Here is a 23,625-nt window from a genome sequence, read left to right on the forward strand (position 1 = left end):
TTTCTTTCTCCTTTTTAATTTCTCGCTCTATTTTTAGTCTATTTTCGTACTTTTATGATATATTTTTCTATGTGATAAGTCAACAAAAATCTTAAATTACCTTATTGACATGTTTCTTTTTCTTATGTTATTATTAGTCCGTAAATAGACTAAATGGAGGTGTATTATCTATGTATCATACAGAAAATCCTACACAGCTCTATACGGAACTTTGGCGCGAAACAAATGCTCTTTATGAAGATTGGGCAAGAAAACACGGCCTGTCTTACTATGAACTTTTAGTTATATTAAGCCTGTCTGAAAAAGATATGGTACACACACAAAAAAATATCTGCCGGCGATGGCAGCTTCCAAAGCAAACTGTAAATTCTATTTTAAAAAATTTTATTGGCAGAGACTGGGTTGTTCTTGTTCCTTCTGCAGAAGACAAACGCAATAAGGTCATTGTTCCTACAAAAGAGGGTAAATCCGTCATCCACAAAGTTTCCTCCCAACTGGCGCAGGATGAAAAAAACGCCTGGAAAGCTCTGGGGAAAAAGCATGCGGATGCGCTGCTTACAGGAATCACATTATATAATCGCTTTTTCCAGGAGGTACTCACCCGTGAAGATACATAAAGAATTTTTCCGTTACGTTATTCCTTCTATGCTTTCTTTTGCACTGTCCGGAGTCTATGCAATCGCAGACGGATTTTTTGTCGGCAACGCATTGGGCGATAACGCACTTGCCGCTGTAAACATGGCATTTCCTCTTACTGCATTTCTACAAGCAGTAGGAACTGGCATTGGAATGGGCGGGGCTATTTTATATTCCATTAGTATAGGAAACAATGACGAAGAAAAAAGCCGGCAGTATTTTGGAATGTCCTCCCTTGCACTGGTTGCTCTTGGTATCCTATTTACTGTATTATTTTTAATTGCTGCTCCTGCTGTACTCCACCTCTTCGGAGCTGTCGGAGAAATCCAGCTGCTCGGAGAAGAGTATCTTAAATATATTGCATTCGGAGCTATATTTCAGGTCTTGGGCACTGGATTAGTTCCTTTTATACGAAATATGGACAGTGCGGTCATTGCTATGGTTGCTATGATCACTGGTTTTATCACCAATATTTTTCTGGATTATCTCTTTGTATGGGTGCTTCCATGGGGTATGATGGGGGCGGCCGTTGCAACCGATATTGGACAGGCGATGACGTTTCTTGTCTGCCTTATTTTTTTCCTGGTAAAAAAGAAAAAGCCTTCTTTCCAGTTTAAAGAAAATGCACTCCACATTTTCTTTCGTATCTGTAAAGTAGGACTTTCTCCTTTCGGGCTTACTTACTCACCAAATATTACTCTAATTCTGGTAAATAAAAGCGCTGCTATATTCGGCGGAGCTGTCGCTGTAACTTGTTATGCACCGATCAGTTATATCTCCGCTGTTGTTATGCTTCTTCTGCAAGGTGTCAGCGACGGAAGCCAACCTCTATTGAGCCTTTCCTATGGTCGCCGAGAACTTGCCCAAGTCAAGGTACTAAGAGGACTTGCATATCGTTTCGCCTTTATAGTTTCTGTCTTTTGCGCCATTTTCCTGTTCCTTGTACGCGAACAGGCAGCCTCTCTGTTCGGCGCATCTGCGCAAATTACAAAAAATGTCGCCTCGATTCTTCCTATCTTTATCGCAGGGTTTATATTTGTCAGTATATCTAGAGTTACGACAGCCTATTTTTATGCAACCAGTAAGAATTTACTGGCATATGTCTTAATCTACGGCGAGCCTTTATTTCTCCTTATATTGCAGCTTTGCCTCCCCCTTATGTTTGGCATTACAGGAACATGGGCGGCTGTTCCCCTTTCTCAGATACTCGCCATGCTGATCAGCATTATTTACCTTGCGCGGGAAAATAGAAATTTAACGAAGCAATAAGCAGTGCGAAAAGAGTAGGAAGACTCTGTGTCATGCTTGCATGTAAACAGAGGGCTTTCTGCTTCTTTTCATTCGGCGACTGCCGATAGCGAAATGGAGCGTATGCGAAATGGAGCTGGCACTGCGGAAGCTGACGGAAATGATTCGCGCAAGAGGGAGTGTATTGCAACGTTCGTCAGGGCTTCGCCGGAATTCCTCACTCACGCAAAGCATCTCTTTCACACTCACACTTTCGCCAGCTTAAGTTTATAATTCGTAACGGAAAAAATCGGCTTCACGCTGCTATGCATTTCTAATCAGAAGTAGTATAGATACTTCTAATTGGAGGTCTATAACAACGTGAAGCCGATTCTGTTCTGTCTGAAATTATGAATTTAATTGGGGAAGAACGTAAGCATAAAGAGAAGGCAGTGCATAAGCAGGGAATTTTAAGCGGAGCGTGGTAGATACAGATTGTTCTGTTTGTTAAGTGAGAAGCATAGAGTTCCAATGGACGATATGCTTCTACACTGTTACAAACATTCAATCGGATTTACCACAGTGGAGCCCTGACCTGCGTTGCACTGCCTTCTCTTTTTGCGTACCATTCTTTCGTCAATTAAATTTATAATTCTGCTATTATTTTTTGAATGGTTTCTATATCTTCTTCCAGCATTTCTGCTATCTCTTCTGCTGCATATCCTTTTTGTACTTTCTTTTCTACCAGTTCTTTTAATTTTTGTGTTAAACCTTCTCTTAATCCAGAAGCATGTCCTTCCTGACGCCCTTCTTCACGTGCTTTCTCCTGCTCTAATATCTTTTCTTCCCATGCCTGCATGTATTTCACCCCGATCTTTTCACTGGATTTGATGGCGTGGATCCGTTTCTGGATATTATGTATTCTCTCACTGGTACAGGAGGCGCTTACCTCCTCTGTGGTATGCTCCATATACCTTAACAGCTCTATCAGTTCTTGTGGTACTCCTTCGGTATGCTGTCCACGGGTATTTAAAAATATCCGAACAGCACCATCCTGTAATGACAATCCAGGAACTTCCTTACACTGCATCTGGAAGGTATATCGGTATAACCCATAGCCGAACAGATCAAAGGGACAGATAAGAATAATGTAGACGGGATTCAGCCTTTGAAATCCCACTTCTCCTGGCTTTAAGAGGTTGGAATCGATTAGCGCCTGGTAAAACCGGCTCCGCTTCGGCAGATTTCCGGTATCCTCTCTCTGCACTTCTGTGTTGAATATGCGTTCCTCTTCATCCATTGCCCAAACATCCAGACGGACATACCGGTTCAAGGGATAGGTACGCTGCTCTTTTTCTGTCTGGGGCAGGAGCTTTAATACAACCTCCCTTCCCAGAATAATCTCCAGCATGTCCCGCATTGTATCCGGATCATCGGCAGCCTGTGAGAATAAAAAACGATCCAGCAAATTCAAATCCTTCAATGTTTTTTGTTTTTGTTCCATATTTACTTTTCCTCCTTTTATTATAGGGAAAAGCCTTACAGTTTACAACACTTTCCCCTTAAGTTACACAGCATTTGCCGCAAACGATATGGTACTCTCTGTGAATTAGCCCTTAAACATAGAAATGCATAAATCACCAGCAATACACATAATAAGCTAGCTGCTATCTACAATCGTTTTTCTGCTTCATTGGGTAAAAATTCAGAATATCCAAGCAGTTAACTGCTGGAAAACCGATTGTCCATCAGATGAACATAAATAGAATGATACATGTAAATTTTTAGAATATAGATTCCTTATATAAGAAATTAAGATACTTCCCTTTTCCTAATATAGATAGATGTTAGAAAAGGTACTCTTACCTTAACACATCAGAAAACAAACTACAAGAAAAATAAATATAAAGTTAATTGACGAAATATAAAATTTAAGCGACAAAAAGGACGTGTGAAAGAGAGGCTTTGCATCGTTTGTCAGGGCTTCGCCGAAATTCCTCACTCACGCAAAGCCTCTCTTTCACACTCACACTTTCGCAGCTTAAGTTTATAGTTCCAGGCGGAAAAAATCGGCTTCACGTTGCTATGCATTTCCAATCGGAAGTAGTATAGATACTTCTAATTGAAGGGCTATAACAACGTGAAGCCGTTCTCTTTTTTATGAATTTCAGTTAGGGCGCCACCTTCCTATAGACGAAGGAAAAACTTCTGACAGGGAGTCTGTAGCAGCGTGAAGCCGATTCTGTTCTGTCTGAAATTATAAACTTAAACTGGCGAAAGTGTAAGCGAGGGAGGGTGTGTGTTGCAAAAGTGAGGAATTTCGGCGAAACCCTGACGAACGTTGCAATACACGCCCTCTTGCGCGGAACATTTCGTCAGCTTCCGCAGTGCCAGCTCAATTCCGCATACGCTCCATTTCGCTATCGGCAGTCGCCAAATGAAAAGAAGCAGACAAACTTCTGTTTACATGCAAGCATGACACAGAGTTTGCCTGTTCTTTTCGCACTGCTTGTTGCTTCGTTAAATTTCTATTTTTCAGTTTTTAGTATCCTGTTTGCATTTTCAATTCGTTCTTTTGTCGGAGGTTCGATCCCTTCCAAAGGGTATTCCATTCCAAGCTCTTTCCACTTGAAAGCTCCCAATGTATGGTACGGAAGTACTTCTACTCTCTTTACATTGTCTAGTTTTTCGATAAATGCAGACAGTTTTTCCAGATATACGTCATTATCACTGCGCTCCGGCACAAGTACATGGCGTATCCATACTGGTTTCCCAATCTCAGAAAGATATTCTGCCATATCCAGGATATTTTTGTTTGTACAGCCTGTAAGCACTCTATGCTGCACATCGTCAATATGCTTTAGATCCAACAATACCAGATCGGTTACATCCATCAGCTTTCTAAACTTTCCAAAAAATGGTTCTTCTCTTGTAAATGGATTTCCACTTGTATCCAGGGTAGTGTGCACCCCTTCTGCCTTTGCCCTCCGAAATAACTCTGTCAGGAAGTCAATCTGCAGGAGAGGTTCTCCCCCGCTGACTGTAATTCCTCCTTCTTTTCCCCAGTATGTGCGGTATTTCAAGGCAGTTTTTAAAAGTGCGTCCACTGTATAGAGCTCCCCATTTTTCATGTTCCATGTATCTGCATTATGACAGAACTGGCACCGCATAGCACAACCTGCGAAGAAGATGACAAAACGCACTCCAGGTCCATCTACCGATCCAAAACTTTCCAGTGAATGTACATACCCCTGTTCCATGATTACATTCTATCGTGGCATGTTCTGGAAATAACATCCATCTGCTGTTCACGTGTCAAATCAATAAACTTCACAGCATATCCTGATACACGGATTGTAAAGTTTGCATATTCTTCTTTCTCTGGGTGTTCCATTGCATCAATCAGTTTCTCTGTACCAAATACATTGACATTTAAGTGATGCGCTCCCTGATCAAAGTATCCATCCAGCACATGGAACAGATTATTCTTGCGTTCATCATCATCGTGTCCAAGCGCTCCAGGGCTTATTGTCTGTGTATTAGAGATTCCATCAAGTGCCTGCTCATACGGCAACTTTGCAACAGAGTTTAAGGAAGCCAAAAGTCCGTTTTTCTCTGCTCCGTAAGATGGGTTTGCCCCTGGTGCAAGAGGTTCTCCCGCTTTTCTTCCATCTGGAAGTGATCCTGTGGCTTTTCCATAAACGACATTGGAGGTAATGGTCAAAATGGATGTTGTAGGCTCAGAGTTTCTGTATGTGTGGCATTTTTTCAGCTTGCTCATAAATGTTCTCAAAAGCCATACTGCGATCTCGTCTGCGCGGTCGTCGTCATTTCCGTATCTTGGGAAATCTCCCTCTGTCTCATAATCCACTGCGATTCCATCCTCGTCGCGGATTACTTTTACTTTCGCATACTTGATTGCACTTAAGGAATCAACTACATGTGAGAATCCCGCAATACCTGTCGCAAATGTACGCCTTACGTCTGTATCGATCAATGCCATCTCCGCAGCTTCATAGTAATATTTATCATGCATATAATGAATCATATTTAAAGTATCTACATACAGTTTTGACAGCCATTCCATCATAGCGTCGTAACGCTCCATTACTTCATCGTAATCCAGATATTCAGAAGTAATTGGTCTGTATGCCGGTCCTACCTGTTCTCTTGTCTTTACATCTATTCCGCCGTTGATTGCATAAAGCAGGCATTTTGCAAGATTTGCACGCGCTCCGAAAAACTGGATCTCTTTTCCGGTCTGTGTCGCAGATACACAACAGCAGATAGAATAGTCATCTCCCCAAACCGGACGCATAACATCATCATTTTCATACTGGATAGAACTTGTTTTTACAGAAATATACGCCGCATATTTCTTAAAGTTCTCCGGCAGATGGGAAGAATACAGAACCGTCAGGTTCGGCTCTGGAGATGGCCCCATATTTTCCAGTGTATGCAAGAAACGATAGTCATTCTTTGTTACCATATGGCGTCCATCCATTCCGATTCCTGCCATCTCCAGAGTTGCCCATACTGGATCTCCAGAGAACAGTTCATTGTAAGACGGAATTCGTGCAAATTTTACCATTCTGAATTTCATTACAATATGGTCGATCAATTCTTGTGCTTGTGTTTCTGTTAATATTCCTTTTTCCATATCTCTCTGGATATAAATATCAAGGAATGTAGAAATACGCCCAACGCTCATTGCAGCACCGTTCTGGGTCTTAATTGCAGCAAGGTATCCAAAATACAGCCATTGTACTGCTTCCTTTGCGTTTTTGGCAGGCTGTGAAATATCAAATCCATATACCGCAGCCATCTCTTTCATGCCTTTCAGAGCACGAATCTGATCAGAAATCTCTTCACGAAGTCTAAAATCTGTCCCTTTCATTCCATGTCTTTCTGATTCTACGAAATCCGCTTCCTTCTGCTGAATCAGATAATCAATTCCATACAGCGCCACACGACGGTAGTCGCCTACAATACGACCTCTTCCATAGGTGTCCGGCAGCCCTGTAATGATTTTATTATGCCGTGCTTTTTTCATCTCTGGCGTATAAATATCAAACACGCCCTGGTTGTGTGTCTTATGATATTTTGTAAAAATGTCATGCAGTTCTTTGCTCGGTGTATATCCATATGTGGTGCATGCCTGCTCTGCCATTTTGATACCGCCGTAGGGCATAAACGCTCTCTTTAAGGGTTTATCTGTCTGAAGTCCTACAACCTGTTCCAGATCTTTCATCTCTTCATTGATATAACCAGGTCCGTATGCTGTAAGACCGGAAACAACTTCTGTCTCCATATCCAGAACGCCGCCCTTTGCTCTTTCTTCCTTTTGCAGCTTCTGCAATTCTCCCCAAAGTTTGTTTGTCGCTTCTGTAGGAGCTTCCAGGAAAGCTTCGTCTCCTTCATACTGTGTATAATTATTCTGGATAAAATCTCGTACATTGACTTCTTCTTTCCAGAGTTTTCCATGAAATCCAGTCCACTGTTCAAACTGTGCCATTCTGATAAAACCTCCTTATATAATCTTTCATTTCTTTCGTTTACGTCGCCTAGTATAACATCATGTTAAAAAAAAGACAACAGATATTTTGATAATCCTTCTCAAAAACGCCCTTGTATCTAATTTTATACAAGGGCGTTTGTTTTTCTTCTTATTTACATGTTGTCAGGCAAAGCCTGCCAGCCTAAATAGACTAAATTGCGGGATACTCTTTATTGCACCTCATTTTTGGTAATACTGTTCCCATTCTTCATCTGACAGTCTCGGGACATAATCTGGAATCTGGTTTTCACCGGACGGCTCGATCTGGTTTGACAAATATAGAAAGGTTCCGTCTGCCTGAGGATATATCTGTACTTTATGCGTAAATGCCCTGTCTGTATTTTTCTTTTTCCACACTGCATCTACTGTTAGTGTCACTGTACCGTCCCCATTTTCTATACATTCCACTACTTCTGGATATGGGGTATCTGGATTTCCCCCAATGTCATACTGTCCTCTCTGACGGTATTTATAATATCCATTTTCTGTATCGTACCCTTCTTCCATACGGAGAATTTGTATATCTACAGGAAGAAATGTCTGGATAACAGATTCAAATTCTCCTTCTGGAATGGCATATTCTTTAGTCCCTACTTTTGCGTCAAATATTTTTTCTTCTCCGTTTTTCATTTTATAAAATGGTTCAAACAAATCATATAGACAAAGCTGTCCCCAGTCTTCACTGCTCCAATCTGTAATAAACAGATTATTTCCTGCGTATCCTACTGGAATCAAGCACTTTTTCGTCCACTGTCTTAAATTTTCATCCAATGGCTTTATGCGTAGTGCAGTATGGCCGCTTGGCCCGTCAAAACCAGCGGGACGTTCTAATTCCAGGAACAAATACCCTTTCTCTGTATATTTCCACTCCTTTGCCGTATAAGAATCTACTTGTTCTGCACAGGGATTTCCTTCTTCATTCCAAGTCAGATTACTTCTGTCTACTTCCATTTTCCCTTCTTCACAGCTTAGATCATAGCGCACAACCCCTCCATTATCTGCCACAATAAAAAGAGAAATTTCTGCCTTTTCTCCTTTTGATGCCTTCTCACAAAATTGTTCTGCACTTTTTTCATTTGTCATATTTATCTGATTTTCAGAATCTACAGCACAGTATCCTTCTGCTCCCAAAGCAGCAATAATGTTTTTCTGTGTTTCTTCTGTTCCCAGCGTTTCCATTTGTTCTGCTTCTTCATATACCTCTCTGTATTTTTCTGCCAGGCGTTCTGATTCTTTCAATACGTTACTGTCCTTCTCCACTTCTGCACCTTCCATATCGTCTTTCTCTGCAGGCGCACACCCTGTAAAAAAACATAACAGTATGATTGACAGAAACACGATACTTCGTCTTTTGAGCTTCATATTTTATCCTCCTGACTTTGGACTTTGTTTTTATAAACCTTACACTCATAGGTTTTAAATGTCAACTTTCTTTTTTCTTGCTATTTTTCTATCAGATGCTTTACAATAATATAGTATTGTCCATTGTACGCCGACGCTGTCAACTCTTCTATTTTTTTAGCTCTAAATTTTAGAAATCCACCTGCATATTTTGTCGCATGCTATGTATTTTTTGTAGAATTGTGAGGTATTATGTCGATTATGAAAATCAGGAAATCTACTATGAAGGATTTAGCTTCCATCCAGAAGCTCTATGAAAAAGCCAGACTGTTCATGGCAGAAAACGGGAATCCCTCCCAATGGGGTACTTCCTATCCAGAGCCGGAATTGATCCGGACAGATATTCAGTCCCGCAACAGTTTTGTCTGCGAATCAGACGGAAAGGTAGTTGCTGTCTTTTATTATAAAATGGGTCTCGATGTTACTTATCAGCATATATATGAAGGCGAATGGCTGAATTCTTCTCCTTATGGAGTCGTACACCGTATCACCTCCGATGGTACACGTAAGGGTGCTGCTTCCTTTTGCCTAGACTGGGCATTTAAGCAGTGCGGAAATCTAAAAATAGATACACATAAAGATAACTTTATCATGCAGCATCTTCTAGAAAAAAATGGCTTTGTCTACTGTGGAATTATCTATACAGGCAATGGCTCCCCACGGCTTGCTTATCAAAAAGCCTAAATTTCTCTTAAAAGAAAAAAGAGAAGCGCGCCGCGATCTGATATGCTCCCTTCCAGGGAGACAATCTGGCTCGTTTCTCTTTTCTTTCACAATATATTAGCGTCGGTGTAATTCTTTCCTGTATATATCCTTACGCCTTGCATTTAACAGGGGCAGCTCTCTGCGCACCTTATCTACATATTTTAAATCAATCTCATGTATCATATACCCTTCTTTTTCATCCATTTCATCGATAATATTCCCCCATGGCGAAACTAAAAGGCTGTGTCCCCACGAAACATATTCTGCCTTTTCATCTCTGGCATCTGATGTTCCCACAACAAAACACTGATTATCCAACGCTCTGCTGCGAAACAGAAGCTCCCAGTGTGCCGGCCCTGTCGTCATATTAAACGCTGCCGGCACAAAAATAACTCTTGCGCCTTGTTCTACCATCATCCTGCTTAATTCCGGGAAACGGAGATCGTAGCAAATGCACAGTCCCATCTTTCCAAACTCTGTTTCAAAAACGGTGCAGGAATCTCCTGCTGTCAGTGTATCTGATTCTTTGAAATACTGACCGCCTTCTATGTCTATATCAAAAAGATGTGCTTTCCTGTGTTTCGCTATCTGTCTTCCCTTCCGGTCAAATATGTATGCAGTATTATAGATTCTCCCAGCTTCATCCTTCTCCGGCATAGAACCCGCAGACAGATATACATGATATTGCTTTGCCAGACCGCTGCAGATCTCCCAGCTTTCTGTCCCTTCTTTCTCTGCATAGACAGGAAATTTCTGTGTCATATAGGGGCAGTTAAACATTTCTCCCAAAGCGATCATATCCACCTGCTCTTGTTCTATCCGCTTCATATATTCTTCTAACTGCCTGAGATTCTTTTTCTTTTCTTCATAGACATACATCTGAAATTGTGCGATTTTCATAGTGGTTCTCCCTTTACTGCATATGTCGCTTTTCTTGCATTTTCCAATACACTTTCTCTGCTGTAATCGGAAGTTCCCGTTCTATTACTCCGACTGCATTCTGAATCGCATTTGAAATCGCCGGCGAGGGAGTATTGATTACAATTTCTCCAATGGATTTTGCCCCGAACGGGCCTGTCGGTTCATAACTACTTTCAAACTCTACCCGAATGGTTCCGACATCCAGACGGCTTGGAATTTTATATTGCATAAAGGAATTACTGTAATTCTTTCCTTTTTCACTGTACACGACATCCTCATACAATGCCATGCCAATTCCCTGGGATATTCCCCCTTCTACCTGAACGCGCGCCAAGTTTGGATTTACGACTGTTCCACAATCCACAACCGCCACATAATCAATCGGCTCTACAACGCCGGTTTCTCTGTCAATCTCTACCTCTGCCATACCAACCATGAACGGCGGCGGTGAAATAGGAGAAGAAAATGCTTCACTTGCTGACAGCGCCTCTTCGTTGCTGCACATAACACGGTTTCCGATTTCTGCGCGTGTAATTGATTCTCCTGTTCCTAAATTTGTCACCTTTTGTCCGTCAAACTCTACCTCTTCCACAGAACAGCCTAAATACTGTGCTCCACGCGCACATATCTTCTGACGCAGCATTTCACATGTCTTTACAACCGCCATTCCCGTTACATAGGTTGTACTCGAGGCATAAGAACCACAATCATAGGGGGAAGAATCTGTGTCTACTCCGTGTACTATAATTTCCTGCATATCACATTCCAGGCACTCTGCTGCCATCTGTGCCAGAATCGTGTCACATCCGGTTCCCATATCTGTCGCACCGATCATCAAGCTGTAAAACCCATCATCGTTTACTTTGATTGCCACAGATGCTGTGTCTACTCCAGAGATTCCTGAGCCCTGCATCGCCATGGCGACGCCTACGCCCCGCACTTTTCCATTGCCCATATCTCTGCACGGATATTTCTCCTTCCATCCAATCATCTCTTTCGCACGTGCCATGCACCTGTCCAGCGCGCAGCTATTCGCTGTCTCTCCATAATACGCCGGCATTTTCTGTCCTTCCCGCACCATATTCTTCTCACGCAATACAGTAGGATCCATGCCAAGCATCTCCGCCAGCTCATTCACCGCAGATTCCACAGCAAAGATTCCCTGTGTAGCGCCATATCCTCTGTATGCCCCCGCAGACATAACATGCGTGTAGACGACATCATAAACGAAACGAAATGCCTCTGTTTTCCCATACAGTGGTATGGATTTATGTCCGGATAATCCCACTGTCGTCGGTCCATGTTCTCCAAACGCACCTGTATTCGACAGCGTATATAAATCAATTCCCCTGATCGTCCCGTCTTTGTCTGCGCCCAGACGGACATGCATTTCCATCTCATGCCGCGGAGAAGACGCTGTCAGCGATTCTTCTCTTGTATAGACAATCTTCGCAGGCTTTCCCGTCTTCCATGTCACAAGTGCCGGATATACCTCTGATACAGATGTCTGCTTCGCACCGAATCCGCCGCCGATACGCGGTTTTATCACACGTACTTTGGACTTCGGTATATCCAAAGCATTTGCGAGTATCCTCCGGATATGAAACGGAACCTGCGTAGAAGAGACGATATTGAGTCTTCCATAGGCATCCATATATGTATACGTGCGGAATGTCTCCATCATTGCTTGTTGATTTGCCTTTGTATGATACACCCGATCTACTACATAATCGCAAGATTTTAACACTGCTTCGATATTTCCTTCTGCACTCACCTCATGGGCGCACAGATTACGAGTGTTATCTGCTCCCACCGGACACAGACTCCTCCAGTTTTCTTCTGGATGTACTAGTATCGGGTTATCCTTTGCCTTCCGGAAATCCAAAACAGGCTCAAGCACTTCGTATTTTACCTTTACCAGCTTCATAGCCTTGACAACCGCTTCTTCGCTTGTCCCTGCCACGATAGCCACTGCATCCCCTACAAAGCGGACTCTCTCATCCAGAATCAACCGATCATAAGGGCTTGGCTCCGGATATGTCTGCCCTGCCATCGTAAATCGTTTGTCTGGACAGTCCTTATAAGTTAAAATACATTCAATTCCCTGTACTGCCAACGCTCGGTTTATATTTATCTCTTTGATCAAGGCATGTGCATGGGGACTTCTGATAACTTTTACAACCAGGCAGTCCGACGGAGCCAGATCATTCGTATATACCGCCTTTCCCGTCACCAACGCCTTATAATCTACCTTTCTTACCGGCTGGTTTACTGTTCTCATGCGCTCACCTCCATGCTGCCTTCCTTGTCCTCCAGCATTTTTGCTGCCTGACCGCTTTGCATATATTTCTGTATTGCGCGGAGCTGCCCCATATATCCGGTACATCTGCACAGATTGCCGGAAAGGTATTCTTTGATTTCGTCAACAGATGGATTTTTTAATTCCCGAAACATAGCAAGTACATTCATAATAAAGCCTGGTGAGCAAAACCCACACTGCTCTGCTCCTTCATCTGCAAGAAAAGCGCCGAATGCGGCGGCCTCTTTTTCCACGCCTTCCAGTGTTGTAATCTCACATCCTTCTACTGACGCTGCAAGAACCGAACAAGAAAGCCGAGATTTTCCGTCTATCCAGACTGTACACAATCCACAGTTTGTCGTCTCACACCCACATTTTACGCTACGGCAGCCCAGATTCCTTAAAACATTCAAGAGAATTGTATCACCGCCCGCTTCCACCGTTACATGCTTCCCATTCAATCTAAACTGTACTTCCATCTGTTAATCCTCCGATAAAACCGCACGCATTGCGCGCCGGATTAGTACTTCTGCCAAGTGCCTGCGGTAGGCGGCACTTCCCCTCATATTAGAGCCATAGTCAAATTCTTCCGCCGCCTGTCTGGCAAACTGTTCCAGCTGTTCATCATCTGCATCCTTTGGTACTTTCCATTGTTTTTCAAGCAGCGCCGCCTTCATCGGCCGCGCCCCAACAGAAAAATACCAGGATTCCTGTCCATTTACGATACCAGTCACTACTGCACAGGCCAGAACTGGAAAATCTGTCTTTGTCTGTCTTACCGATTCATAGTGAAATTTTCTCTTGCTCTTTCTGATAATAATAGAAACCAGAATATCTTTGTCCTTTTTTCGGTTTACGAATTCTGAAAGCCGAATTGTTCCGCCGTCATATAGCTCTACAAAAGTATCCAGGGCAAGCAGCGCCGTCAACACATCTGAAAAGCCATACCTGCCATAGATGCTGCCTCCGACAGTCGCCTGATTGCGGAACTGCACTCCGACAATGTGGCGGACAGACTCTGCAATTCCCTCCCCATACATTTCTTTTAATCCTTCACATTCCTCCAACTGGCGCAGTGTACACATCGCCCCGATTCGGAACACATGAGTTGTTTCCTCAATCTGATCCAGACCCAGTCCTGACAAATCTATAATTGTCTTTACTCTCGCATTTCCAAGTCGCAGCCACATCATTCCTCCCATTATACGGCTGTTTCTGGCCTGGTTGAGTTCATATGCTTCCTCCAGCGTTTTCGGTTTTACATAATTACTAATGGTAAGCAAAACACTTCTCCTTTCCTAACTGTGGTCTCTCAATCATTTCTGTCCTGATAGCATTCCAAAAAAAAGGTGCAAATGCAATCTCCGTCATTCGCACCTTGTAAGCGTAGCCATTCTAACACAGTTCGAAAAAAATGTCAAAACATTTCGCCTATTCATTATGAACCATTTTGCCTATTCATCTTTCCTATTTAGCTTCCAGGCTTCCACTTCTTCTTTATAGGGGATAGAAGGAGCCGCGCCTTTCCTGGATACTGCGATTGCTGATGCTTTGGCACACCGCAGTAACGTATCCGGAATAGATTTTCCTTCTAAAAGCCCGGCCACAAAATATCCGGTAAAAGTATCTCCTGCGGCAGTCGTATCCACCGCCTTTACTTTGATAATCTCCTGGACATAGCGTTCCTCTTTGTACTGGTAAACAGAGCCGTCACTCCCCAGGGTCAGAACAACCTGCGCTTCCGGATATGTTTTTTTCATACAGGAGAGAATCCTTTCCGGTTCCCTCTCCCCAGTCATCTGCTCTCCTTCCACCTCATTCATAAGAAAAATGGAAATTTTCGACATATCGCAAACAGATAATGCATCGTCAAATGGAGACGGATTTAAAATAATCGTCATTCCCTTCTCATATGCTCGGTTAATGATGACATTCAGCAGGTTAATTTCATTTTGCAAAAGAAGAATATCCCCTTTGTCAAAATCCGACAGAACGGTGTCGATAAACTCCTCTGTCATTTCCCTGTTTGTCCCGCCGTAGAGAAGGATACAATTTTGCGCTGTCTTATCCACCTGGATGATAGTGTGTCCACTCTTTCCTGGCAGCATACGGATATAGGAGGTATCCACATGGTTTCTGCGGCACAGATCCAGAAATGCCTCTCCATCCTCTCCGATCTGCCCTGCATGGTACACCGGTACTCCTGCTTTTGCCAGGGCAATAGACTGATTTAACCCTTTTCCTCCAAAGAAACGCTCCATCCCTGCAGAGGCAAGTGTCTCTCCGGCGCGCACCATATGCTCCACCTGGTAAACATAATCATAATTCAAAGAGCCAAAATTCAATACTTTCACCGTCTACATTCCTTTCTGTTTTACAAAACTAAACGCCTGCTTTTTGTACCGGTTAAGCCTTCTTATATCTCAAGTGCCACTTTTATCATATCATTGAAAGAAGTCTGTCGCTCCTGAGCAGTACATTTCTCCCCTGTCACCAGATGGTCACTGACTGTCAGCATCGTCAGTGCCTCTACATGATGTTTTGCTGCCAATGTATACAATTCACATGTCTCCATATCCACCGCCGCAATCCCGTAGGAGGCCAGCAGGCTGTTCTTCTGCTGTGCATTGTCATCATAAAACTTATCACTTGTGAAAATGTTACTCACAATGGCAGGCACTTTTTTCTCCATGGCAATCTCATATGCCCGCTTTAACAGGCCAAAACTCGCTGTGGGAGCAAATGAAATACTCCCGAAGCGGTCTTTATTCATGTTGGAGTCTGTAGTGGAGCCAATAGCAATGACAACGTCCTTTAAGTATACATCCTCGCGCAGACTTCCACAAGTCCCAACGCGAATAAGTTTTTTTACCTTATATACTTCCATCAGCTCATTTGCATAAATGTGCATGGACGGCATCCCCATCCCTGTTCCCTGAACCGACACTTTTTCTCCTTTATAAGTCCCCGTATATCCGTACATCCCTCGGACATCATTATAGCAGACTGCATTCTCAAGAAAATTCTCCGCGATAAATTTCGCGCGCAGCGGGTCTCCCGGAAGCAGTATCTTCTCCGCAATATCGCCGATCTCGGCGCGGTTGTGTGGTGTTCCCATCTTCCTTCCTCCTTCTTTAAAACAGTTCCGTCTGTTCTCGCTTATTGGGCAATACTGTCTGAAAACAAACTTTCTATTTTCCTTCTAAATCTTTCGCTACCTGCTGTATGATTTTCTCAAACTCTCCCTCGAAAATCTTCATGGAACAGGAAAACATCAAATTGCAAGGATAGTTAAAATTCTCTACGTTGCTGCCTGTATGCTCCCTGAACTCTCTTTCTTCTCCAAGGTGGGGAATCCTCTCAACAAGCGGGGAGGTATCTTTCATATATCCGTACAGCTTCTTACCAAGTTGGAAGCCCATGCCGCACTCGAATCCAACATCGTTATTGACCTCATATCCACGATAATCATTTAGATCTGCGATAATGACGTCACAGTTTCGCACATGCTGCTGGTAGTTGTCAAAGACATTGGAGGCCCAGATATAGGGATTGTCCGTCTCTATCTTCTCCACTCCCGGCGCCTGATCCATCGGAGTTACCACATTCAGTCCGTATTTTTTACAGATTTCCTTTCTCTTTGCGAAAACATCTTCTGCATCATCACGATAACGTCCCACACCCGCCAAGTAGATAAGAGGTGCCTCCTCTTCCTTCACTGTACGAGTCTTAGAATAATCCACATAGTAGCCTCTGTCCGCTTTACGCTTGTACTCTTCCTCCACATCACGCACCATCATTTTTAGGCAATCGTCAAAATCTCCTTCGATGATCTTCGTAGAACCGATAATGGACGGTGCAAACGGCAAAGCCAGATACATGCCCTTGTTCCCCAGTTCATCCTCCGCTTCTTTTCCATTCAAGAAAGCATTGACATTCTTTGTGGCAAAGCTCCTCTTATCTCTGGTATATCCATAACACTTTGCTCCCTTGGCATATGCCATCCCAATCTCATAGACAGTGCCGCTGTCCGGCTCTGCACCCCTGTATGCCTCCAGATCAGCAATGATTGCCGTCGTATCCAGCATTACCTTTTCAAGATTTGCAAAGATACTGTCTGCCCGTTTCTGAAGGTCCGGATTTTCCATATCCAACGGGTCACTGTTCGGCAAAGTCACCGAACAGCCAACTGCCTCTGCTCTTGCCTTCATCGCTCCCAGAGTATCATAACCATAGGTGTAAAAGCACTCCGGACCGGCGATATAAATTGCTTCTTTCTCCATCATTTTATGCTGATATCTGTACATTATCCACCTCTATCTTTATCTTAGCACTAAGTCAAGCAGCAGCTTTAAAAATCTGCCGCAGTCTGCTTTCTTCCCTACATTTATAAGCGGAAGCTGCTCCCATACAAAGTGGTGCCTTCTGTCAATTACTGTCATGCCAAGTGTCAGACCATCTTTCGTCTCCACGCCCACATGCGCCTTGAGTGTCTCCACAAGAGTCGGATCTATGGCATAGGCAACTGCCATACAGTCGATAACTGTGCAATACGCGCCGAACCCTCTGCCTCTTACAAAGTGGATGGCATTTGCCAGAAACGCCGCCTCTTTTTTGTCACTCTTTTCTAATTTCTGAATCTCTTCCTCTGTAAAATCTACATCAAAATATGTCGCTACATCCAGTCCCAGGGCCGTCAGCTTCACGCCGGATTCATAGACCACCTTCGCCGCTTCCGGATCCACATACACGTTCCATTCACTCTGGGGAGTATCCCCTGTCGCATTCATAAATGCATAATCATTGAGTCCAAACATGCCGGAAATAGCAATGATTTCCGGTATCATCTCTTTGATTTCCGGAGCTTTGCGCATTGCCATAGCAATATTGCTCATAGGCCCTGTTGCAATGAGGGTCACTTCCTTCGGATGTTCCTTTACCTCTCTGATAATAAAATCCACTGCGTCCAACTCAGACAGTGCCATCTTTGGCTCCGGAAGATTTGCTTCCGCCTGCCCGTCCTTTCCATGCGTGAAAGGATCGCCTGGTGAATTACGTATAATAGGATTTGCCATTCCTCTGGCAACCGGTATCTCCGTCTTGCCTAAAAGCTCCAGTACCTTTCTTGCATTCTTCTGTGTCACGTCAACCGGATAGTTTCCGTTTACCGTTGTAATTCCAAGGACATCCAGCTCTGGAGATTTCACTGCCATGACAATCGCCATAGAGTCATCCATGCCGGGATCGCAGTCTAATATGATTTTCTTCATTTCCTTCTCCTCCTTTAGTCACTCTGTATCTTTACATAAAATTCCCGATTCCTAGGTCCATCAAATTCCAGGAAGTAAATATGTTGGGAGCCGCCCAGCAAAAGCTTTCCACCCGTTACGATAAAGCTTAAGGACACGCCAAACATCGCGCATTTGATATGTCCTGCCGCATCCTGTGGAGTGTCGTGCTGGTGTTTGAAATCCACTCTAGTCGGCACCAGTCTGCGGATCTCATCGTCTAAGTCTAGAAAACCGTCCGGATCCCATGGGGAAAATACCGTCAGTCCCGCCGTAGAATGGGTATTGTACACGATACAGGTTCCTTCCTTCACTTTGCTTTCCTCCACAGTCTTAAGAACCTGCTCTGTAATGTCGTACACGTCATTATACTTGGTCTCTATTTTAAAATTCTTCAGCATCCTTCTACTCCTTTATTTCCTTAATCCAAGATAATCTCACTGTTAGTGACTCCTGCGCCTCCCTGAGCGAAAGACCAATCTCCTTCACAGCCTCTGCCGTATTTCTCCCCGATAAGTTCAGAAATATAAGCAGCAATGAGGCATACCGGCGCAAAGTGTGTAAGCGGCATGAGAATCTGTGCCTCCGGTTTTGGCACTTTGATATAGATAGCTTCCTCACCGTTAAAATCTAAGGCTCCCCCATCGGTAATGACCACCAGCGGACGATGCAGAACGTTCGCATATTTCACCAGTTCTTTAGAACGACTATGCGCCGGGTTAGTAGTGTTGGCAACCACAACCGTCCCCGTATGCTTTGCATCTCTTGCAAAGAAGTTTAAGTGGAACCACTCTTCTGTATTAATATGCATGACAAACTTTCCGGTCGCTTCCAGAATTTTCGCCTGTCCGAACCATGCAGTGGCATAGTCAAAGCCTCCACCCACAAAATCATAGCACGGAAAATCTTTCCACTCTTCTGCCACCTTGAAGCACACTTCATCCATCTCAGGAAGCAGTTTTTTTAGTTCTTCTCCCTGCCGTTTCATTTCTTCTCTGTACTGCATCGCTGTGTCCATAGTATAGTTCATCCGTACCTCTCCGAAACGAATGGCAAGGAGTAGAAGCGACATGACACTCACCATGTAACTCCTCGTTCCCGGCGCTCCCTCGAAAGGCGGGATATTCAGCTTTAATATTTTATCGGAGTTTTTCCCTAACGGGGACTCTTCATTTCCTGTCACACCCAACACAAAGCAGCCATGCTTCCTGGCTCTCTCTACTGCCTCGGCTACCCGCGCTCCGGTTCCTGAATTGCTGACTGCGATGACAAGAGGATTTCTGCAATCTACCCCCATGTGTCTCTTACAGTAATATCTTCCAAGCTCCAATGCAGTCACAACCTCTGTAGGAATTCCAGTCAGCATCTCAAAGGCATGCTTCGTCGCCATCGCCGCAGCATAGGAATCTCCGCATCCGGTCAGAACAATCCTCTGGATGTTAAAGATTTCTTGAAAAGAAAGCACAGTTCTTGTCTTTGGCTCCAAATCTTCATATTGTTCCTCTATCAGCTTTGGCAGGCTCATTACCTGTCTACTCATGGGATTACTCTTTTTCTCCATATATCTACTCCTTTTCCATGTCGGGATACCAATAGCGTTTCCCCCTATTCTTTTTTTGTTTATCCATTTCATTTAAGACTGCACAGCCTTCCAGTGCAATATCAATAGCAGAGCCATGACCACTTCCCGCCTGGAACCTTTCCCCAGTGCATAAGTTGTCCGCCACCGAGCAGACAGAGCCGCCTCTCCTTCCAAAAAGTGCCGAGAGTGTCACAATCGCCGCAGACTCTCTATCTCCGTTTAGAACTCCCGCCCGATTATAAATACCTGCAAATTCTATGTTCCATGGCTGTAAATATCCACCCACGCCAGGGCGTCCTCCTCCGATAAAATCACTGTCCACCGACACAGTAAGCCCTACATGGTAAGAGGCCTCTAGTTGTTCCGCCGCCTGCACCATGGCGCTTACTACTTCATAGCTACTTACTGCCGGATACACTGCCGGAACGTACGCTTTTGTCATTCCTTCCTCACGCACCACACCGCTAGAGATAACAATGTCTCCTGGTTTCACTTCATCTCCGATTCCGCCGGAGCCTCCGACCCTTAAAAAGGTATGCGCGTCCGTATATTCCATATAATCGTAGAGAAGAAGTTCTACCTCCGGAGAACCACTGCCCCCACTCACCACACTGATCTTTGCCCCTTTATACATCCCTGTATAGCTGGTAAACATTCCAGACTGTCCAATGAGTTCGGCATTTTCCAGCTTGTCCGCAATCATGCGTGCCGGATCTTTGTCGTAGGCACATAAGGGATCCCGCACTGTTACCAATACAAAATCTCCCGCTTTCTCTGGGTCTATCTGTGTCATAGCAGGTTTCCCATCGATCACCAGGCCCCTCTCCGGCACATTCTGATAATATTCATATATTTCGTGCATTTTCTGAATAGATTTTTTTGCACGGATTTTATCACTCAGCATATCTTACACCTCAATTCCTGCTTTTCTACACGCTTCTCTGCGCATTTCTTCGGTTATCTCTTCCGGTACTCCATGCTGGGAGATACACATTGCCGCGGAGATACTTCCCATTTTTCCGCAGGTCTTCGGACTGTATCCGTTCACTAACCCGCACAAAACTCCACCGGTGGAGCTGTTGCCTCCGCCTGTAGGGTCTTCCACCTTTACATTCGGCATAGACCCTACTTCCACAATCTCATTCCTGGAAATCATAACTGCTCCCTTCGCACCCTGCCGCAGAAAAATCAATTCCAGTCCCCAACCTTTCAAACATTCAATGACTGCCTCGCAAGAATCTGTCCCAAACAGGTTTTTCGCCTCCGTTATATTGATAGAGAACGCATCCATCTGTTTCGCGATTTTTTCCACTTTTTCCAGGTTTTCTGGAAATGCAGCATCTGCTGCAATCTCCCATATCACTTTGCCTTTATAACCTCTATGGGCTTTCAATGTCTCTGTCCAGAACAATTCATCTGTATTCTTAAAAATGTAGACACCGTCGAACGCATCGAACACAGACTGCATTTCCTCCCCCGTAGTTTCCAGTTTCTGAAAATGAGTAAGTCCGTAACGAGGTGTTTCCTCTCGTTCGCCGTCCTCAAAATACTGAATCAATGTCCAAGGTGATTTTTCATCTTTTATCTTCATTCTATCCATGGAAATGTGGTTCTTTTCATACCATGCTCCGTGAATGGTGCGGTAGTCCTCTCCTACTCCAGTCACAATCTGCACATCATTCTCCCAGAGCCGAATCCCACACATAGCATAGATTCCAGCACCGCCAGGAACGATTCTTTCTCTGCCGTCTGGGAAATGAATCTCATCTGTCGCCACCGCGGATATTACTGCATACTTCATTATCTATCCTCCCCGCCTGCCACAATAAAGCTGTCGCAGGTCATAGTCCCGCCGGAAATCATAAAACCTGCCCCACCTTCTGTATACGTGTCATCTTTGACTTCCAGTATCGTCTCTCCGTTCACGTCCAGCCGCAGGATATTCTGATACGCGGAGAATTTTAGACGGTAGCCTTCGTCCTCCACGTAAGAGTAATCCACTTCGCCGAGCACCTTCTTCTCACGATCCTTCACCAGTATAATCTGTGCTTTCTTCCAGCCACCTAAAAGCGCGGCATAAAAGCGTCTATGTCCCACGCTCCTTAACACCATACCGCCTTCCTTGTGAAGGCTGTAATAGAGCTTCGACTCCACACTGTAATCTTTCCACTCTTTGCTTCCGATAGTGACTACACCATCATCCTCCACATTAGATACGCAGTACGTTCTCTTAAAGTCCGCTGCAAACTGTACTGCAGAGCTGGCAAATCCAGCTAACCACAATGGGTTGGTATTCCAAATGGAATTCATAAGCATTCCACGCTGTGCAAAATCTGTCGGAGCTCCGTTCCAGTCTATCTTATGCAGGATGACCGCGCCGTCAAATCGGGCGTCACTTAAAATCTGATACCCCAGTTTAAAAATAGACATTCCTTTTGTATCCGGTATCTGCCAGATGAACTCCTGTTTTTCCTTTCCTATCTGCCATTCTTCCCCGTATTTTACCTGTACCACATTGTCGATATCATAATATAGAATATACGGACGTACACGGATGTCCTTCCTGTCTTTACTCTTTTCTTCCAGGCTTATCTCGGTATGTACAACCTGTGAAGAATACAGTGTCGGAGATGCCACCGTAGAAAAATTCTGCGCCAGCTTGGAAAAATCGATAAAGACCTGAGTCGCCACATTGCCGGTCACTCCCTTTGCCACATGTACACATTCCACACGCAGTCCATTCTCTCCTGATATTTCATTCTCATTTAAAATCCGCACATCTGCCGCATCCAACGTGTGATATTCACACTTCAAAAAGCCCTGGGTGCTTCCTGGATATTCAAAAGTGTAGCGCTCTTTGGATGGTATATACTCCTCTCCTGCCATCTTCGCCGCTGTGAAAGCAATTTTCTTTGTCTCCAGTACCGCGTCAGTTACAACAGAACCGCCATCGGATGTCACTACATACATGGAATCGGAAACCGGACCTCTGAAATCTGCTCCCGCGTTGATTCCCTCGATTCCCAGACGGATTCCATTAAGCGCGCCCACATTGCCTGCATTACAGTCTGTATCCCATGCCGCAGAAGATGCAATGGTAATAGACTTCTGGAAATCATCTCCGCCTAGGATAATAGATGCAATGACCATCACGTGGTTTGGCACCATATGGCAGCACCCCGGATATACTTCATATCCATATTTTGGATCCAAATAGGCGCGTACCTTTCTCCAGTCTTTTTCCTTCGAACAGATGTCCCTTACATCCGCAATAATTGCCTTTAATTTCTCGTTTTCTATATAGGCAGACGCTTTATCGAGAAGGACATCTATATCTTTTTCTTCAAAAGCAAGGGCCTCCAGAGCTGCCAAGTGGCATGCTGCATCCACTGCCAGCCCGTCATGACTGACACTAGCGGCCGCGCGTACTAGCTTCACTGCTGTCTTGGGATCGTTGGGGCATGCCATCGCAATAGCATCTATGAATATCTGCGCGCCGATCTGCTCTGCCAGAGTCTTTCCATTGACTGCGATAGAACCACTCATAGGAGCCTCAATCCCATTTTTCAGATTCAAAAAAGCGGTATGTTCTGTAGAACGACCCAGACCTCCCCACCAGAGGATCGTCTTGTTCTCTATGATATAGTTAAGCCATGTCCTTCCAAATTCCTCCGCGGTAGTCTCTTTCTTAAAGCCATTGTCCGCAATGGCACGGAAAAAGGCGAAAGTACCGGAAATATCATCATCCGCCACGATCAACGGTACTCCCACTTTGTTATGTACATAGTAGGAGACTTCTCCGAAAGTATCCTGTATCTTCTGATAACTCCAGCCCTCCACAGGTCTGCCTAAATAGACACCAAGGATTTTTCCCAGAACTCCCGCATAGATTTGGTTTTCATACTGTTTTATACTCATTTCACTCTCTCCTGTCAAAAAATCATACCCTAAAGGGCATACCGTAATACATTCCCTTCGGGAGGGCAGGCTTCGCCTGATAAGGTATACC

General features: G+C 44.2%; 20 protein-coding genes. 3 read left to right on the plus strand and 17 right to left on the minus strand.

Going from position 1 to position 23,625, the window contains the following annotated elements:
- Nucleotides 1-170 precede the first annotated feature (170 nt).
- Together ACZ5C4_RS14300 and ACZ5C4_RS14305 are read left to right on the plus strand one after the other, a co-directional pair.
- A complete protein-coding gene (locus ACZ5C4_RS14300) occupies nucleotides 171-617 on the plus strand; it encodes a MarR family winged helix-turn-helix transcriptional regulator (protein ID WP_464521599.1) in 447 nt (148 codons plus the stop codon).
- Complete coding sequence (locus ACZ5C4_RS14305) at nucleotides 604-1,905, plus strand: MATE family efflux transporter (protein ID WP_464521600.1); 1,302 nt, start codon at nucleotides 604-606, stop codon at nucleotides 1,903-1,905. The genes ACZ5C4_RS14300 and ACZ5C4_RS14305 overlap by 14 nt, the downstream gene beginning before the upstream one ends.
- A gap of 604 nt (nucleotides 1,906-2,509) precedes the next feature.
- Here ACZ5C4_RS14305 and ACZ5C4_RS14310 read toward each other — a convergent pair.
- The 4 genes from ACZ5C4_RS14310 to ACZ5C4_RS14325 all read right to left on the minus strand — a co-directional run bounded on the left by ACZ5C4_RS14310 (nucleotide 2,510) and on the right by ACZ5C4_RS14325 (nucleotide 8,782).
- A complete protein-coding gene (locus tag ACZ5C4_RS14310; RefSeq protein WP_464521601.1) occupies nucleotides 2,510-3,367 on the minus strand; it encodes an Rpn family recombination-promoting nuclease/putative transposase in 858 nt (285 codons plus the stop codon).
- Between the two features lie 1,024 nt (nucleotides 3,368-4,391).
- Nucleotides 4,392-5,123: a pyruvate formate-lyase-activating protein gene (gene pflA / locus ACZ5C4_RS14315; protein ID WP_464521602.1), complete on the minus strand. Its 732-nt coding sequence runs from the start codon at nucleotides 5,121-5,123 to the stop codon at nucleotides 4,392-4,394.
- A gap of 2 nt (nucleotides 5,124-5,125) precedes the next feature.
- Entirely contained in the window at nucleotides 5,126-7,378 is a 2,253-nt protein-coding gene (gene pflB, locus ACZ5C4_RS14320) for a formate C-acetyltransferase (RefSeq protein ID WP_464521603.1), read from the minus strand.
- Nucleotides 7,379-7,600: 222 nt separating this feature from the next.
- A complete protein-coding gene (locus ACZ5C4_RS14325; RefSeq protein ID WP_464521604.1) occupies nucleotides 7,601-8,782 on the minus strand; it encodes a DUF6070 family protein in 1,182 nt (393 codons plus the stop codon).
- Nucleotides 8,783-9,022: 240 nt separating this feature from the next.
- On the opposite strand from ACZ5C4_RS14325, the gene ACZ5C4_RS14330 reads away from it, so the two are divergent.
- The gene (locus ACZ5C4_RS14330) at nucleotides 9,023-9,505 is read left to right on the plus strand and encodes an N-acetyltransferase family protein (RefSeq protein ID WP_464522356.1); all 483 of its coding nucleotides are present in this window, start codon (nucleotides 9,023-9,025) and stop codon (nucleotides 9,503-9,505) included.
- 96 nt (nucleotides 9,506-9,601) lie between these two features.
- Here the strand turns inward: ACZ5C4_RS14330 and ACZ5C4_RS14335 are convergent, their stop codons facing one another.
- The 13 genes from ACZ5C4_RS14335 to ACZ5C4_RS14395 all read right to left on the minus strand — a co-directional run bounded on the left by ACZ5C4_RS14335 (nucleotide 9,602) and on the right by ACZ5C4_RS14395 (nucleotide 23,534).
- Nucleotides 9,602-10,426 carry a carbon-nitrogen hydrolase family protein gene (locus ACZ5C4_RS14335; protein WP_464521605.1) on the minus strand — a complete coding sequence of 275 codons (825 nt, stop codon included), beginning with the start codon at nucleotides 10,424-10,426 and terminating at the stop codon, nucleotides 9,602-9,604.
- Between the two features lie 13 nt (nucleotides 10,427-10,439).
- Nucleotides 10,440-12,728 carry a xanthine dehydrogenase family protein molybdopterin-binding subunit gene (locus ACZ5C4_RS14340; protein WP_464521606.1) on the minus strand — a complete coding sequence of 763 codons (2,289 nt, stop codon included), beginning with the start codon at nucleotides 12,726-12,728 and terminating at the stop codon, nucleotides 10,440-10,442.
- Nucleotides 12,725-13,225 (minus strand): (2Fe-2S)-binding protein, encoded by a 501-nt coding sequence (locus ACZ5C4_RS14345; protein WP_464521607.1) that lies wholly within the window; start codon nucleotides 13,223-13,225, stop codon nucleotides 12,725-12,727. Before ACZ5C4_RS14345 ends, ACZ5C4_RS14340 begins: the two co-directional genes overlap by 4 nt.
- A 3-nt stretch (nucleotides 13,226-13,228) precedes the next feature.
- The gene (locus ACZ5C4_RS14350) at nucleotides 13,229-14,029 is read right to left on the minus strand and encodes an FAD binding domain-containing protein (RefSeq protein WP_464521608.1); all 801 of its coding nucleotides are present in this window, start codon (nucleotides 14,027-14,029) and stop codon (nucleotides 13,229-13,231) included.
- A 171-nt stretch (nucleotides 14,030-14,200) separates the two neighbouring features.
- Nucleotides 14,201-15,100, minus strand: a complete 900-nt coding sequence (locus tag ACZ5C4_RS14355; protein WP_464521609.1) for a ribokinase — start codon at nucleotides 15,098-15,100, stop codon at nucleotides 14,201-14,203.
- A 62-nt stretch (nucleotides 15,101-15,162) separates the two neighbouring features.
- Complete coding sequence (gene deoD / locus ACZ5C4_RS14360; RefSeq protein ID WP_464521610.1) at nucleotides 15,163-15,864, minus strand: purine-nucleoside phosphorylase; 702 nt, start codon at nucleotides 15,862-15,864, stop codon at nucleotides 15,163-15,165.
- Between the two features lie 73 nt (nucleotides 15,865-15,937).
- Complete coding sequence (locus ACZ5C4_RS14365) at nucleotides 15,938-17,053, minus strand: nucleoside 2-deoxyribosyltransferase (protein WP_464521611.1); 1,116 nt, start codon at nucleotides 17,051-17,053, stop codon at nucleotides 15,938-15,940.
- 15 nt (nucleotides 17,054-17,068) lie between these two features.
- Complete coding sequence (locus ACZ5C4_RS14370; protein ID WP_464521612.1) at nucleotides 17,069-18,016, minus strand: nucleoside hydrolase; 948 nt, start codon at nucleotides 18,014-18,016, stop codon at nucleotides 17,069-17,071.
- A 14-nt stretch (nucleotides 18,017-18,030) separates the two neighbouring features.
- A complete protein-coding gene (locus ACZ5C4_RS14375; RefSeq protein ID WP_464521613.1) occupies nucleotides 18,031-18,435 on the minus strand; it encodes a secondary thiamine-phosphate synthase enzyme YjbQ in 405 nt (134 codons plus the stop codon).
- A 20-nt stretch (nucleotides 18,436-18,455) separates the two neighbouring features.
- Nucleotides 18,456-19,595, minus strand: coding sequence for an SIS domain-containing protein (locus tag ACZ5C4_RS14380; protein ID WP_464521614.1), 1,140 nt, complete (start codon nucleotides 19,593-19,595; stop codon nucleotides 18,456-18,458).
- A gap of 4 nt (nucleotides 19,596-19,599) precedes the next feature.
- A complete protein-coding gene (locus ACZ5C4_RS14385; protein WP_464521615.1) occupies nucleotides 19,600-20,520 on the minus strand; it encodes a nucleoside phosphorylase in 921 nt (306 codons plus the stop codon).
- Between the two features lie 3 nt (nucleotides 20,521-20,523).
- A complete protein-coding gene (locus tag ACZ5C4_RS14390) occupies nucleotides 20,524-21,417 on the minus strand; it encodes a carbohydrate kinase family protein (RefSeq protein WP_464521616.1) in 894 nt (297 codons plus the stop codon).
- Nucleotides 21,417-23,534 (minus strand): ADP-ribosylglycohydrolase family protein, encoded by a 2,118-nt coding sequence (locus ACZ5C4_RS14395; protein WP_464521617.1) that lies wholly within the window; start codon nucleotides 23,532-23,534, stop codon nucleotides 21,417-21,419. Before ACZ5C4_RS14395 ends, ACZ5C4_RS14390 begins: the two co-directional genes overlap by 1 nt.
- Between the last annotated feature and the right edge of the window lie 91 nt (nucleotides 23,535-23,625).

The organism is Mediterraneibacter flintii, from assembly GCF_055387595.1.